This window comes from Fuscibacter oryzae, from assembly GCF_016765795.1.
Taxonomy (GTDB): Bacteria; Pseudomonadota; Alphaproteobacteria; order Rhodobacterales; family Rhodobacteraceae; genus Fuscibacter; species Fuscibacter oryzae.
In genome coordinates this window covers 70,368-85,217 of record NZ_JAESVP010000007.1, presented here as the reverse complement: position 1 = coordinate 85,217, position 14,850 = coordinate 70,368, and the positions used below count along the sequence as shown (strand labels likewise).

At 64.8% G+C, this 14,850-nt stretch carries 16 protein-coding genes; all 16 read left to right on the top strand.

The features are described from left to right. Positions 1–13 precede the first annotated feature (13 nt). The 16 genes from hypF to hypD all read left to right on the top strand — a co-directional run bounded on the left by hypF (position 14) and on the right by hypD (position 14,848). Entirely contained in the window at positions 14–2,224 is a 2,211-nt protein-coding gene (gene hypF, locus JI744_RS14320; protein WP_202661936.1) for a carbamoyltransferase HypF, read from the top strand. A 202-nt stretch (positions 2,225–2,426) separates the two neighbouring features. Then, positions 2,427–3,512, top strand: a complete 1,086-nt coding sequence (locus JI744_RS14315) for a hydrogenase small subunit (RefSeq protein ID WP_202661819.1) — start codon at positions 2,427–2,429, stop codon at positions 3,510–3,512. 3 nt (positions 3,513–3,515) lie between these two features. Beyond that, entirely contained in the window at positions 3,516–5,309 is a 1,794-nt protein-coding gene (locus tag JI744_RS14310) for a nickel-dependent hydrogenase large subunit (RefSeq protein WP_202661818.1), read from the top strand. 12 nt (positions 5,310–5,321) lie between these two features. After that, complete coding sequence (locus JI744_RS14305) at positions 5,322–5,891, top strand: HupE/UreJ family protein (protein WP_202661817.1); 570 nt, start codon at positions 5,322–5,324, stop codon at positions 5,889–5,891. Between the two features lie 4 nt (positions 5,892–5,895). Beyond that, on the top strand, positions 5,896–6,648 hold the full coding sequence (cybH, locus tag JI744_RS14300) for a Ni/Fe-hydrogenase, b-type cytochrome subunit (protein ID WP_202661816.1): 753 nt from the start codon (positions 5,896–5,898) through the stop codon (positions 6,646–6,648). Between the two features lie 267 nt (positions 6,649–6,915). Beyond that, complete coding sequence (locus JI744_RS14295) at positions 6,916–7,521, top strand: HyaD/HybD family hydrogenase maturation endopeptidase (RefSeq protein ID WP_407927597.1); 606 nt, start codon at positions 6,916–6,918, stop codon at positions 7,519–7,521. Continuing rightward, a complete protein-coding gene (locus JI744_RS14290) occupies positions 7,521–7,832 on the top strand; it encodes a HypC/HybG/HupF family hydrogenase formation chaperone (RefSeq protein ID WP_202661815.1) in 312 nt (103 codons plus the stop codon). The genes JI744_RS14295 and JI744_RS14290 overlap by 1 nt, the downstream gene beginning before the upstream one ends. A gap of 3 nt (positions 7,833–7,835) precedes the next feature. Then, positions 7,836–8,270 carry a thioredoxin domain-containing protein gene (locus JI744_RS14285; protein WP_202661814.1) on the top strand — a complete coding sequence of 145 codons (435 nt, stop codon included), beginning with the start codon at positions 7,836–7,838 and terminating at the stop codon, positions 8,268–8,270. 7 nt (positions 8,271–8,277) lie between these two features. Continuing rightward, positions 8,278–9,099 (top strand): hydrogenase expression/formation protein, encoded by an 822-nt coding sequence (locus tag JI744_RS14280; protein ID WP_202661813.1) that lies wholly within the window; start codon positions 8,278–8,280, stop codon positions 9,097–9,099. Further along, a complete protein-coding gene (hybE, locus tag JI744_RS14275) occupies positions 9,096–9,881 on the top strand; it encodes a [NiFe]-hydrogenase assembly chaperone HybE (RefSeq protein WP_202661812.1) in 786 nt (261 codons plus the stop codon). The genes JI744_RS14280 and hybE overlap by 4 nt, the downstream gene beginning before the upstream one ends. Before the next feature lie 3 nt (positions 9,882–9,884). Then, positions 9,885–10,751, top strand: a complete 867-nt coding sequence (locus JI744_RS14270) for a hypothetical protein (RefSeq protein WP_202661811.1) — start codon at positions 9,885–9,887, stop codon at positions 10,749–10,751. Beyond that, on the top strand, positions 10,744–11,085 hold the full coding sequence (hypA, locus tag JI744_RS14265) for a hydrogenase maturation nickel metallochaperone HypA (RefSeq protein WP_202661810.1): 342 nt from the start codon (positions 10,744–10,746) through the stop codon (positions 11,083–11,085). The genes JI744_RS14270 and hypA overlap by 8 nt, the downstream gene beginning before the upstream one ends. After that, the gene (gene hypB, locus JI744_RS14260) at positions 11,085–11,957 is read left to right on the top strand and encodes a hydrogenase nickel incorporation protein HypB (RefSeq protein ID WP_202661809.1); all 873 of its coding nucleotides are present in this window, start codon (positions 11,085–11,087) and stop codon (positions 11,955–11,957) included. The genes hypA and hypB overlap by 1 nt, the downstream gene beginning before the upstream one ends. Next, positions 11,954–13,432 (top strand): sigma-54-dependent transcriptional regulator, encoded by a 1,479-nt coding sequence (locus JI744_RS14255; RefSeq protein ID WP_202661808.1) that lies wholly within the window; start codon positions 11,954–11,956, stop codon positions 13,430–13,432. The genes hypB and JI744_RS14255 overlap by 4 nt, the downstream gene beginning before the upstream one ends. Position 13,433: 1 nt before the next feature. Then, positions 13,434–13,715, top strand: a complete 282-nt coding sequence (locus JI744_RS14250; RefSeq protein WP_202661807.1) for a HypC/HybG/HupF family hydrogenase formation chaperone — start codon at positions 13,434–13,436, stop codon at positions 13,713–13,715. Continuing rightward, positions 13,712–14,848 carry a hydrogenase formation protein HypD gene (hypD, locus tag JI744_RS14245; protein WP_202661806.1) on the top strand — a complete coding sequence of 379 codons (1,137 nt, stop codon included), beginning with the start codon at positions 13,712–13,714 and terminating at the stop codon, positions 14,846–14,848. Before JI744_RS14250 ends, hypD begins: the two co-directional genes overlap by 4 nt. Positions 14,849–14,850: the final 2 nt, after the last annotated feature.

The window sequence follows — 14,850 nt, the reverse complement described above, 5'->3', positions numbered from 1 at the left end:
CGATGTGAAAGCGATGAACGGCATCAGAATTAGGGTCAGGGGGCAGGTGCAGGGGGTGGGGTTCCGCCCCTTTGTCTGGCAATTGGCTCAAGAGTTCGGCCTGACGGGAAAGGTGCTGAATGATCCCGAAGGGGTGCTGATACATGCGCTGGGTCCGCAGGTCGATGAGTTTGTCGCGGCGATTTCGGCACGCGCGCCAAAGCTGGCACGCGTGGATGCGGTGGAGGTGTCGGATTGGGCCGTTTACACCGCGCCCGTGGCATTTGTGATTGCGCCATCGCAAGGCGTGGGCGCAGAAACCCGTGTTACCCCCGACGCCGCCACCTGCGATGCCTGCCGGGACGAGGTTTTCGAACCCGGGCGAAGGCAGGGCTATGCCTTCACCAACTGCACGCATTGCGGGCCGCGTTTCACTATTCTGAACGGGCTGCCGTATGATCGTGCAAAGACGACGATGGCGGCGTTTCCGATGTGCCCAGCTTGTCGGGCGGACTATGAAAACCCTGCCGACCGCCGGTTTCATGCCCAGCCCATTGCCTGCCCCGATTGTGGGCCAAGGCTGTGGTATGAGATCGCAGGGCAAGAGGTGGCGGGAGATGCGATTGCCTTGGCAGCACAGGCACTGCGGCGTGGGAGTATCCTTGCGATCAAGGGGTTGGGCGGATTTCATCTGGCTTGTGACGCGCGCAACGGGCAGGCGGTTGCGGTGCTGCGCACTCGCAAGCGGCGGACCTCAAAACCCTTTGCGCTGATGGGGATTGAGGCGGACTTGGCCGAGGTGGCCGTTTTGGGGACCGTGGATCGGGCACTTTTGCGCGACCCTGCGGCCCCTGTGGTTCTTGTCGCGTCGCGTGGGGCGCTGCCCGAAACGGTGGCCCCCGGAATGGCGCAACTGGGCGTGATGCTGCCCTATACACCGCTGCATCACCTGCTGCTGGCGAGGTTTGGCGGGGTTCTGGTGATGACATCGGGCAACCTTTCGGGAGAGCCGCAGGTGATCGGGAATGACGAGGCGCGGGAAAAGCTGGCCGCCTTTGCCGACGGCTTCCTGATGCACGACCGCGACATCGCGCGGCGGCTGGATGACGGGGTAGAGCGCGCCCACCCCCGCATGGTGCTGCGCCGGGCGCGGGGGCGGGTGCCGGGCACACTGCCGCTGCCGCCGGGGTTTTCGGGCGCACAGGTGCTGGCCTTGGGCGGGCAGATGAAGGGAGCGATTTGTCTGGTCAAGAACGGGCAGGCGATGCTGTCGCACCATCTGGGCGATCTGGATGACGCTTTGTGTGCCGAGGAATTCACCAAGGCCATCGCCGATTGCACCGCGCTATTCGACCACCACCCGCAGACCGTCGCCTGCGACCTGCACCCCGGCTATCGCGCCACCCGCGAGGCCGAGGGCATGGGCCTGCCACTGATCCGGGTGCAGCACCACCAAGCCCATCTGGCCGCCTGTCTGGCCGAGAACCTGTGGCCCTTGGATGGTGGACCGGTGGCGGGGATCGTGCTGGACGGGTTGGGGCTTGGTGCGGATGGCACGATCTGGGGTGGTGAGGTTTTACTTGGCGATTACAAAGGGTTTCGCCGCGTCTCTTATCTGAAGCCCGCACCTTTGCCGGGGGGTGACATGGCCAGCCGCCAGCCGTGGCGCAACGCCTTGGCGCGGCTGGATCAGGCGGGGCTTTCCGAGGTGGCGGACCGGCTGTTCCCTGACCAACCGCGCGAGACCCTGCGCACCGCCATGGCGCGGGGGATCAATGCGCCCTTATCCTCCAGCGCGGGGCGGTTGTTCGATGCGGTGGCGGCGCTGCTGGGGATCGTGCCTGACGCACAAAGCTATGAGGGCGAAGCCGCGATGCGGCTGGAGGCTTTGGCGGGCCCGCCGGGGCCGGGGTATGCCTTCGGACCGGGGCTGGACCCTGCGCCGATGTTTCGTACGATTGTGCAAGACCTATCCGATAGCGTGTCAACCGCCATGATCTCCGCTCGCTTCCACGACGGACTGGCGCAGGCCTTCGCTGCCGAGGTGCGGGCGCTGGTGGAAGGTGGCCAGGCGCAGGCCGTGGCCCTGTCGGGGGGGTGTTTCCAGAACGCGCGGCTGCTGACAGCGACTCTGGCCGCGCTGGAGGGGGTGCCCATGCTGACCCACCGCGAGGTGCCCGCGAATGACGGGGGCCTTGCGCTGGGGCAGGCTGTCATCGCGCTGGCGCAGATGGAAAGCGTCTGACCGACGCCGCGCAAGACTGGTCAGGGGCTTTGCGGAACCCTGCAATGGAATCTCGCAAGAATGACAGACAATTATCTGACATATAACGCATTTCCGAAATACTGACCGCCGCTGAATTCCACCGCATACCATCCGCCTGACCTGCTGCAAACTTGGGCACTGCCCGGAATTCTCGGGCCAAACGGGTCAAAGCGGAGGAGCCATGTCCCGCATCGAAACCTTCTATGAGGTCATGCGCCGTCAGGGGATCACCCGGCGCAGTTTCATGAAATACTGCTCATTGACCGCCAGTGCCCTTGGCCTTGGCCCGGCCTTCGTGCCCAAGATCGCGCATGCGATGGAGACCAAGCCCCGCACCCCGGTAATTTGGGTTCACGGCCTTGAATGTACCTGCTGTTCGGAAAGTTTCATCCGCGCCGCGCACCCCCTGGCCAAGGATGTGGTGCTGTCGATGATCAGCCTTGATTATGACGACACGCTGATGGCCGCCGCCGGGCATCAGGCCGAAGCCGCCCTGTTGGACACGATCGAGAAATACAAGGGCAACTACATTCTGGCCGTCGAAGGCAACCCGCCGCTGAATGAAGACGGGATGTTCTGCATCATCGGCGGCAAGCCCTTTGTCGAACAGCTCAAGATGGCCGCCGAACATGCCAAGGCGATCATTTCCTGGGGCGCCTGTGCCAGCTATGGCTGCGTGCAGGCCGCCGCGCCGAACCCTACCCGCGCGACGCCGGTGCACAAGGTCATCACCGACAAGCCGATCATCAAGGTGCCTGGCTGCCCGCCGATTGCCGAGGTGATGACCGGCGTCATCACCTATATGCTGACCTTTGACCGCCTGCCCGAGCTGGACCGTCAGGGCCGCCCGGCGATGTTCTATGGTCAGCGCATCCACGACAAATGCTATCGCCGCCCGCATTTCGATGCAGGCCAGTTCGTTGAACATTGGGACGATGAGAACGCCCGCAAAGGCTATTGCCTTTACAAGATGGGCTGCAAGGGGCCGACCACCTACAACGCCTGCTCGACCGTGCGCTGGAACGAAGGCACCAGCTTTCCGATCCAGTCGGGCCATGGCTGTATCGGCTGTTCCGAGGATGGGTTCTGGGATCAGGGGTCGTTCTATGACCGGCTGACCAACATCAAGCAATTCGGGGTCGAGGCGAATGCCGACACGGTGGGCATGACAACCGCAGGCGTCGTCGGTGGGGCCGTTGTGGCCCATGCCGCGGTGTCGGCGCTGAAACGCGCGCAGAAGAAAACGCAAGACAAGGTAGAGGGTTAAGCCATGGGGATCACAACGCCGAACGGCTTTACCCTTGATAACTCGGGCAAGCGCATCGTGGTCGATCCGGTCACCCGGATCGAAGGCCATATGCGGTGCGAAGTGAACGTGGATGATCAGGGCATCATCCGCAACGCGGTGTCCACCGGCACGATGTGGCGGGGGCTGGAGGTCATTCTGAAAGGCCGCGACCCGCGCGATGCCTGGGCCTTTACCGAGCGGATTTGCGGGGTCTGCACCGGCACCCATGCGCTGACAAGCGTGCGCGCGGTTGAGGATGCCTTGGGAATCATGATCCCCGACAATGCCAATTCGATCCGCAACCTGATGCAGCTTGCCCTGCAAATCCACGACCATGTGGTTCACTTCTACCACCTGCACGCGCTGGATTGGGTGAACCCGATCAATGCCTTGCGCGCCGATCCTAAAGCCACCAGCGAGTTGCAGCAGATGGCCAGCCCCAGCCATCCGCTGTCCAGCCCCGGCTATTTCCGCGATGTGCAGAACCGGCTGAAGGCTTTCGTCGAAAGCGGCCAGTTGGGCTTGTTCAAGAACGGCTATTGGGACAACCCAGCCTATCTGTTGCCACCCGAAGCCGACCTGATGGCGACGACGCATTACCTTGAAGCCTTGGACCTGCAAAAAGAGATCGTGAAGATTCACACGATCTTTGGCGGCAAGAACCCGCATCCGAACTGGCTGGTGGGCGGCGTGCCCTGTCCGATCAACGTGCATTCCACCGGCGCTGTCGGCGCGATCAACATGGAGCGTCTGAACCACGTCTCCTCGATCATCGATCAGGGTCTGGCCTTCATGCGCAACGTCTATATCCCGGACGTTATCGCCATTGGCGGGTTCTACAAGAACTGGCTGTATGGTGGCGGGCTGTCGGGTCAGGCGGTGCTGGCTTACGGTGACATCCCCGAAAACCCCAATGACTTCAGCGCCGGGCAACTGCACCTGCCACGCGGCGCGATCATCAACGGCAACCTGAACGAAGTGCATGACGTGGACATGCGCAACCCGGATGAGATTCAGGAATTCGTGGACCATTCGTGGTATCAGTATGCCGAGGCGGGCAAGGGCCTGCACCCCTGGGATGGGGAAACCAGCCCCAAGTATGAGCTTGGCCCCAACGCCAAGGGCACCCGCACCAACATTCAGGAACTGGACGAGGCGGCGAAGTATAGCTGGATCAAGGCCCCCCGCTGGAAAGGGCACGCGATGGAGGTCGGCCCCCTTGCTCGCTATGTCGTGGGCTATGCCAAGGGGCATGAGGACATCAAGAACCAGGTCGATGGCCTGTTGGGCACCATGGGTCTGCCGCTGAACGCGATATTCTCGACCCTCGGCCGCACCGCCGCGCGGGCGCTGGAATCGGAATATTGCGGGCGGCTGCAAAAGCATTTCTTCGACAAGCTGGTGCAGAACATCAAGAACGGCGACGAAAGCACCGCCAACGTCGCGAAATGGGATCCGTCAACCTGGCCGAAAGAGGCCAAGGGCGTGGGCGCGACCGAGGCCCCGCGCGGCGCGCTGGGCCACTGGATTCGGATCAAGGATGGCCGGATCGAGAATTACCAATGCGTGGTGCCCACCACCTGGAACGGCAGCCCGCGCGACACGGCGGGCAATATCGGCGCGTTCGAGGCCAGCCTGATGGACACCAAGATGGAGCGCCCCGAGGAGCCGGTCGAGATTCTGCGCACCCTGCACAGCTTTGACCCCTGCCTTGCCTGTTCCACCCATGTCATGTCGCCCGATGGTCAGGAACTGACCACGGTCAAGGTTCGCTGAGAGGAGGACGCGATGAAGAAACTTGCACTTTCGGCGGCTTTGGTGCTGCTGGCCGCCCCGGCAATGGCGCATCCGGGCCACGGCGCTTCGGGCCTGATGGCGGGGCTGGCGCATCCGGTGACCGGGGCCGATCACTTGCTGGCCATGCTGGCCGTGGGCCTGTGGTCGGGCTTTGTGTTGCCCCGCCATGTCTGGGCGGGGGCGGCCAGTTTCATGGCGGCGATGGCCCTTGGCGCGGGCCTGTCATGGGCGGGCATCGCCTTGCCCATGGTGGAAATGTGGATCACCGCTTCGGTCGCGGTGTTCGGTCTGCTGACCCTTCTTGCGCGTCGCGGCCAGCCCGCCGGGATGACGGGCGCGTCGCTGGCGGCGATTGCGCTGTTTGCGATGTGCCATGGCCATGCCCATGCGACCGAGGCCACGGGCAACGCCCTGCCCTATCTGGTGGGTTTTTTGTCCGCGACCGCCGCACTGCATCTGTCGGGCATCGCAATCGCGCGCAGCATCGCGACTGGTGGCCTTGCCCAGCGCGCGATTGGTCTGGGCATCACGGGCGCAGGCCTGTGGATGATGGCGGGGTAAGGCGATGACCGATCTTCCCGCCCCCGACCCGGTCCCAGCGCCCACAGGCGATGCCACGGCGCATGACCTGCGATCCTTGCGCAAGCAGTCCTCGATCTACGTCTATGAGGCGCCGGTGCGGCTGTGGCACTGGATCAACGCGCTGGCCATCGTCATCCTGATCGTGACCGGCTATTTCATCGGCTCTCCCCCGCCCTCGATGCAGATCGCCGAGCCGGTCAGCCAGTTCGTCTTTGGCTATATCCGCTTTGCCCATTTCGCAGCGGCGCAGGTGATGACGGTCGCCTTCTTTGGTCGCATCTACTGGGCCTTTGTCGGCAACAGCCATGCGCGGCAGATGTTCTGGCTGCCGATCTTCAGCCGCCACTGGTGGTCGGAGGTGTTTTTCGAGTTGCGCTGGTATCTGTTTCTGGAACCCGAGCCAAAGAAGTATGTCGGCCATAACCCCTTGGCGCAGATGGCGATGTTCTTCTTCATGACCATCGGCATCACCTTCATGCTGGTCACCGGCTGGGCGCTTTATGCCGAGGGCGCGCAAAAAGGCAGCCTGCCCGATCTGGCGTTTGGCTGGCTGCTGGGGTTGGTGCAGAACAGCCAGCGGCTGCACACGCTGCACCACTTGGGCATGTGGTCGATCGTGGTCTTCATGATCGTGCATATCTATGCCGCGATCCGAGAGGATATCATGTCCCGTCAGACCATGGTCTCTACCATGATCTCGGGCCATCGTTCGTTCCGCGACGACCGGACGGATTGAAACCGCGCCCAGCGCAAGACAGGGCGGACCTTCGGGTCCGCCCTTTTTCATTGGAAGGGTGGAAGCCGGGCGATCCAGAAAACTGGAAACACCCTTTCCACCTCCACCCCGCAAAGCTGATTGCATACCACAGGATTCCGTGGCTTTTTCAGCATCTTGCCCGAAAAATCACCCGCGTGAAAATTCTGGCAGTGTGGGGGGATCGGAAAGACTACTCTCACTTCCAACGCAGGCCGGAAAGCCCGCGACCAGTCAGGGGGGATGGATATGATGCAGGTGCTGATCCTTGGCATCGGCAATGTGCTGTGGGCCGACGAAGGGTTCGGTGTGCGCTGTGTCGAGGAGATGGCCGAGCGGTTCGCCCTGCCCGAAGGCGTCAAGCTGCTCGATGGCGGCACGCAGGGCCTCTATCTGCTGCCGTTTCTGGAAGAGGCGCAGGCCCTGCTGGTGTTTGACGCCATCGACTATGGCCTGCCGCCCGGCACCCTGCGCCTGATCGAAGGTGATGAGGTTCCCGCCTTCATGGGGGCAAAGAAGATGAGCCTGCACCAGACCGGCTTTCAGGATGTCATCGCCACCGCCCGCCTTTTGGGCCGCTGCCCACCGCAGATGGCGCTGATCGGCTGTCAGCCGGTTGAGCTGGAGGATTACGGCGGTGGGTTACGCCCCGCCGTTGCGGCACAGATCGCCCCGGCGCTGGAGATGGCCCAAGGCATCCTCGCCCGCTGGGGCATCACCGCCACCTCAGGCACCACCCCTTCGCCCGACCTTGCCGACAGCGCCATTCGCCGCGACGCCTACGAATCCGGTCGCCCGGCGGCACAGGATGCCTGCCGCACCGGCGATGACCGTTTCTTTCCGGGTGCCCGCTGATGTGCGTGGGCGACCCGATGCGGCTGGCCAGCCTGACCGGCATCGCCGGCACCACCGAGGAGGGCCAGTTGATCGACCTGTCACTGACCCCCGATGCAAAGCCCGGCGACTGGCTGCTGGTCTTTCTTGGCACCGCCCGCGAAGTGCTGGCCGAGGAGGAGGCGCTTAAAATCCGCGCGGCACTCACGGGCCTGCGCGCCCTGATGCAGGGCGGCGATCTGGGCACTGCCTTTGCCGATCTGGAAACCCGCACACCCGCCCTTCCCCCCCACCTTCAGGCCGCGCTCAACGCGGGCCAAACCACGGGTTGACCGATGCACGACCATGCCCATGACCATCACGACCTGCCGCCCGCCGCCGGCATTCACCCGCTGATCGCCCGGCTGGAAACCGAATTCGGCTGGCCGCGCCTGCACAGCCGCCACGATGTGGCCGAATTCACCACCCGCCCCGGCGCGCATTGCCTGTTCATTCCCGGCGATGCCCGGCGCAACCTTGAAACCGCCGATGCCGCCGTGATCCTGCCGGAACTGCGCATCGCCTTTCAGCACGCCTTTGACTGTGCCGTGGTCGATGACGCGATCGAGGCGGAGTTGCGCGAGGAAACCCGCGCGCTGAAAACCCCCGGCTTTCTGTTTTACCGCGACGGCCAGTTCCTTGGCTCTATCGAAAAGGTGCGCGACTGGGGCGATTACCTGTCGCGCACCACGCTGATCCTGCAACGCCCCCTCGAAACTCCCGCCGCCTGAGGTTCCCATGGTCTCGCCCTTCATGATGCCCCCCACCGGCTTTGGCCCCGGCTCTCAACCCGACGAGGGGGATGAGGAGCTGACTTATACCCCGCTGCCTTCGGGCATGAACACCTATTCCCCCCACCTGCCCGAGGTGGATGACCCCAGCCTTGCCGAACCCGCGCTGGCGATGCTGCTGGCGATGGCCGATGCTGCGACGGGCGCGGGGGCGGAATTCGACCTTGCCTCCCTAACGCCCGCTGCCCGCGCCGTTCTGGCCGATGCAATGGGGCAAGGCGAGGTGTCGATGAAGCTGCGCGGCATTCCGGCCATTGCGGTGCAGGAAAGCGTCTTTGCGGGCGTCTGGATGCTGGCAGGCGCGGGCGTGGACCGGATCGAGGTGGGCCCGGTGCCCGCCCTTGCCGTGGCCCGCGCCCACCTGCCTCACCGCCCCGCACTTGGGGCCTTGGCCCAGCGCAACCCCGGCGTGGTCAATGCCCCCGCCCTGCTGGCCGAACTGGTGGACAAATCGGCCTCTTGGGGGCCGGGCATGGCCCCTCATGTCATCAACCTGACCCTGTTGCCCCACACCCCCGAAGACCTTGACTGGCTGGCCGAGGCTTTGGGTGAAGGCGCGGTCACCATCCTGTCGCGCGGCTACGGCAATTGCCGGATCACCGCACTCGCCTTGCCGCATGTCTGGCGGGTGCAATTCTACAACTCGACCGACCAGTTGATTTTGGACACCTTCGAGGTGACCGACATGCCAGAGGTCGCCCTCGCCGCCGCCGAAGACCTTGAAGACAGCGCGAAACGTCTGCGCGAAGTGGTGAGGGCCATCGCATGAATGCCCCAACCGGTTTCGAAGGCAGCTATCTGGGCGCCAGCGACAAGATCAGCGCCCGCGCGATCATGGAATGCAAGATCTGCTGGACACCCTATGACCCGGCCGAAGGCGACGACACGCGGCAGGTGCTGCCCGGCACCGCCTTTCTTGACCTGCCCGCTGACTGGACCTGCCCCGGCTGTTCCGCCCCCAAGGCCCAGTTTCTGGTGCGCGAAGACCCCGGCGCAGCCGATGCCTTTGTGCGCGCCGAAATGGCCCGCCGGGTCGGCGCGCTGGAGGCCGACTTTCGCGAGGTTTTCAATGCCAAGATGCGCGACGTGCCGATGGTAAACCACGCCCTGCATGTCGAGGCGGTGGGGTTTCAGCCGCATGAGGGCGGGTTTCTGGGTGTGCTGGTCGCACCGTGGTTCATGAACCTTGTGTTCCTGCCGCCCGAAACCCGCCCTGCTTTGGCGGCGACCGCCAAGGAAACCATCGCCTTCCCCTCGGGTGACTATGAATTTCTGCACAATTCGCGCGAGTTGACAGGGCCTTACCTTGCCTGTTCCCTTTTCTCACCCATGGCCGATTTCACCAGCCAGTTGCAGGCGGTGCAGGTGGCAAGCGCGGTGATGGTCGAGCTGTGGAAGGCCGAGAACAAGGGCGAAACCGACCGTGCCGCCGAGATTCGTGCGGCGCGCGAGGCGGAGTTGACGCCGCCAGAGGAAGCGCCCGAGGAACCACCCATCCCCGACCTTACCCCCAACCGGCGCAAGCTGATCACCGGCGGCATGGGCGGCTGACCCATGGCAAGCGGCACGGAAATCCGGCTATCCCCCGGCGCGATGCAGATCACCCGCGCCCCGGCCCTGCCTTTGGCCGGGCTGGTCGTGGGCAAGCCGGTGCGGGAGGTCGCCGCCCTGCTGCCGCGCCTGTTCAACCTGTGCCGCATGGCGCAGGGGGCCGCCGCCCGCGCCGCCCTTGGCCTGCCGCCCGAAACCACCACCGCCGATCTGGCGGCAGAGGTGCTGCGCGATCATCTGGCCGCCCTGTTCGTCACCTTGCCGCCCCTTCTGGGCCTTGCCCCTGCCCGCCCGCCGCAATCCGCTATCGCGCAGGCCCTGTTCGGCATGGGCGGCCTGCCCCGCAACCTGCCCGACCTGAACCTGTGGCTAGCCTCGGGCGCGGGTGTCTCGCCCCTCGCCCAAGCGGTCAGCCGTGCCTTTCCGGGCCGTATGGCCAGCGCACCTGCCCTGCCCGCGCCCAATGACCCGCTGGCCGATGGCCCCTATGACACCTCTCTCGCGGCCCGCCGTGCGGGTCACCCCTTGCTGACGGCGCTCGAATCCGAACGCGGTCGCAGCCCCCTGTGGCGGCTGATGGTGCGGCTGGTCGATGCCGAGGCCTGCCTGCGGGGCGACCTGCCCGCCGTCACCGTGGCAAACGGCACCGCCCTTGCCCCCGCCGCCCGTGGCACCTATGCCCTGCGGCTGACCCACGCAGGCGGCCTTGTCACCACCATCACCCGCCGCACGCCAACCGACCACCTGCTGGCCCCGGGCGGCATGCTGCACCACTCGCTGATGGGCTCGCCGCCCGCCCTTGCGCCCCTTGTCATCGCGCTGCACGATCCCTGCGAGCCGGTCACGCTGAGGGAGGTCCGCCATGCATGAGATGAGCCTTGCCGAAGGCATCCGCAGCATCGTCCTCGACCAAGCCCGCAGCCACGGTTTCACCCGCGTCACCGTGCTGCGGCTGGAGATCGGGAGTTTTGCCGGGGTCGAGAAACCCGCCCTCGAATTCGCCTTCGACGTGGTGATGCGCGGCAGCCCGGCCCAAGGTGCGCGGCTGGAAATGATCGACCTGCCGGGCCGCGCGATGTGCTACGATTGCCTCAAGCCCGTCGAGATTGACGACCGGCTGGCCCCCTGCCCCCTTTGTGGCGGCGGACGGCTGTTGCCCGAGGGGGGCGACGAAATGCGGATACGCGACATGGAGGTGCTGTGATGTGCACGGTTTGCGGATGCAATGATGTGGTAACGGCCGATGGCCGCAAGATGACCCATGATGAGGCCCATGCCCTTGGCCTCGATCACCACCACGACCATGGGCACCACCCCCACGGCGAGACCGCCCACCACCATGTGCTGGACGATCACCCCCACGACCACCGCCACTATGGCGAGGGGCCTGCGGGGGTGTCGGTGCCCGGCATGTCGCAGGCGCGGTTGATCGAGGTGGAAACCTCGATCCTGGCCAAGAACGACGCGCTGGCCCAGTCCAACCGGCGGGTGCTGAACGCGCTGGGGGTGCTGGCGCTGAACCTTGTGTCCTCGCCCGGATCGGGCAAGACGACGCTTTTGTGCAAGACCATTCAGGCCCTTGGCGATGCCCCCTTGGCGGTGATCGAGGGCGATCAGCAGACATCGGTCGATGCCGACCGTATCCGCGCCACCGGGGCACGGGCGATGCAGATCAACACCGGCAAGGGCTGCCACCTTGATGCCCAGATGGTCGGTCATGCGATTGACGAGTTGCGGCCCCGGACCGCAAGTTACCTCTTCATCGAAAACGTCGGAAACCTTGTCTGCCCCGCCGCCTTTGATCTGGGCGAGGATGCCAAGGTGGCGATCCTTTCTGTGACCGAGGGCGAGGACAAGCCCCTGAAATACCCCGATATGTTCACTGCCGCGAAACTGGCGATCCTGAACAAGATCGACCTTGCCCCCCATACCGATGCCGACATTGCGGCCTATGAGGCGAACCTGCGCCGGGTCAATCCCGCCATCGAAATCTTGCGCGTTTCGGCCCGCACGGGCGAAGGCATGGCCGAATGGCTGCACTGGCTGAAATCGCGGCTGGAGGAAAAGGCGGCATGACGACGCCCCGCCCCACCGTCCTTCTGGTCGATGACGAGCCCCACTCGCTCTCCGCCATGCGGATGGCGTTGGAGGATGAATTCGACTGTCTGACGGCGGGTGATGCCGAGGCCGCCCTTGGCCTGATGGCCGAGGAGTGGGTGCAGGTGGTGATCTGCGATCAGCGGATGCCGGGACGCACTGGGGTGGAGTTCCTGACCGAGTTGCGCGAACGCTGGCCGGATGCGGTGCGCATCATCATCACCGGCTATACCGACCCCGGCGCGATGGCGCAGGCGATCAACGAGGCGGGAATTCACCAGTTTCTGACCAAGCCTTGGCACCCCGACCAGTTGCTGATGGCGGCGCGGAATGGGGCGCGGCTGTTTTCGCTGGCGCGGGAAAACGAACGGATGGCGCTGGAAATGCGCTTCCTTGCCGCAACGGCGCAAACCAAGCTGGAGAAGAAACGTACGGCGCTGCGCGAGGGGATGGGGTTTGAAACCATCCTGCGCTCGCCCCAAAGCCCGATGAATGCACTGGTCGAGGCGGCGCGGCACTATGCCAGTTTCGACGTGCCGGTCCTCTTGGCGGGTGAACCCGGCACCGGCAAGGCGCGGCTCGCGCGCGCGATGCACCTTGGCAGCCTGCGGTCGGACCGGCCGTTTCACGCCATCAATCTAGCGGGCATGCCAGAGGATCTGGCGATGGTGGAACTGTTCGGCGCGAAACGCGGCGTGCTGCCGGGGGGCGTGAACAAGATCGGGCTGGCACAAAAGGCCGACCGGGGCACGCTGTTTCTGGCCGGGGTTGAACATGCCAGCCCCGCCCTGCAACTGGCGCTGTGGCGGCTGGTCGAGGAGGGCACCTTTACCCCCCTTGGCGGGCAAGAGGTGCTGACCACCAACCTGCGGCTGATTGCCGGGTCTGGCCTGGACGTGGCGCGACGGGTGGCCGATGGGGCGTTCCGGCCCGACCTTTACTATGCGCTGGCGGTGGCTGAACTGCACCTGCCCCCGCTTCGGGCGCGGCGGGGCGATGTGGCGATATTGGCGCAGCATTTCCTGATGGACCTGGCCGCCCAGCACGGCAAGGCGGCGCATGGCTTTGCCCCCGCCGCCCTTGAATTCCTTGAGAATTACGACTGGCCCGGCAATCTGCGGGAACTGATCAACGAGGTGACGCGAATGCTGATCTTCGCGCCCTCGCCGCTCTTGGGCGCCGAACTGATCAGCCGGGCGATCCTGCAATCCGCCCCCGGCGATGGCGGCGCCGACCGCATGGCCGAGGTGGCGCTGACCGCCGACGGCACGCTGAAAGACCGGGTAGAGCTGATCGAGATGCGCATCCTGCGCGAGACGCTGACGCGCCACCGCTGGAACAAAAGCCGCGCCGCCGCTGAACTGGGCCTGTCGCGTGTGGGCCTCAGGGCGAAACTGGAACGCTATGGCATCGCCGACCCTTCGGGCCGCGTGGTGGAAGAGGAGGAAGACTGACATGTGCCTTGGCATCCCCGGCCGGATCACGGCCATCACCGACCCGGCCCGCCTGATGGCAATGGCCGAGGTGTCGGGCGTGCGGCGCGAGGTCAACGTGGCCTGCGTCGCGGGCAACGACCTTGACGCGCTGGTCAGCCAGTGGGCGCTGATCCATGTCGGTTTCGCCATGAGCCTGATTGATGAGGACGAGGCGGCGAAGACGCTGGAGGCGCTGCGCGATCTGGGCGAGGCACAGGAGACGCTGGAACAAATGGCTTTGTCACAAGAGGCTTTGGCATGAAGTTCGCCTCCGAATTCCGCGATCCGGTCGCGGCCCGCGCCCTGCTGACGGCGATTGCCGCCAAGGTCGATGCCATTGGCGCCACCAAGGCCAAGCCCCTGCACCTGATGGAGATTTGCGGCGGCCACACCCATTCGATCTTTCGCTATGGCCTCGACAAGCTGATCCACGAAGGCATCGAATTCATCCACGGCCCCGGCTGCCCGGTCTGCGTGCTGCCGATGGCGCGGGTCGATGAATGCGTCGAAATCGCCGAGCGTCCGGGCGTGATCTTTACCACCTTTGGCGATGCGATGCGGGTGCCGGGGCACCGCAAATCCCTGATGCAGGCCAAGGCCGATGGGGCCGACATCCGCATGGTCTATTCGCCCTTGGATGCCCTGGAACTGGCGCGGCGCAATCCGGGCCGCGAGGTGGTGTTCTTCGGTCTGGGGTTTGAGACCACCACGCCTTCGACCGCCCTTTCCATCCAGCAAGCGGCGCGTGAGGGGTTGACGAACTTCAGCGTCTTTTGCAACCACATCACGGTGCCCGAGCCGATCAAGGCGCTGCTGGATGACCCTGACATGGTGCTGGACGGCTTTATAGGGCCCGGCCATGTCTCGATGGTGATCGGCGTGCATCCCTATGATTTCATTGCCCGCGACTATGGCAAACCCTTGGTCGTGGCGGGGTTCGAACCGACCGACCTGCTGCAATCGGTGTTGATGCTGGTGACGCAAATTGCCGAGGGCCGGGCCGAGGTGGAAAACCAATATGCCCGCGTGGTGCCCGAGCATGGCAACCCGGTCAGCATCGCCGCGATTGCCGATGTGTATGAACGCCGCCCCAGCTTCGAATGGCGGGGCTTGGGCGAGATCGACGCCAGCGGGCTGCGGATCAGGCCGAAGTATCAGGCCTTTGACGCCGAAGAGAAATTCGGCATCGGCTATGCCACGGGCCGTCGTAATGTGCCGGAAATCGAAGGCTGCGCCTGCGGGTCGGTGATGATGGGCAAGCTGAAGCCAACGGGATGCCCGCAGTTCGGCAAGGGCTGCACGCCGGAAATGCCTTTGGGCGCGCTGATGGTGTCATCCGAGGGGGCTTGTGCCGCCTATTGGCAATATGGCGGCGCGCGGGTGGCGGCGGAGTAAAG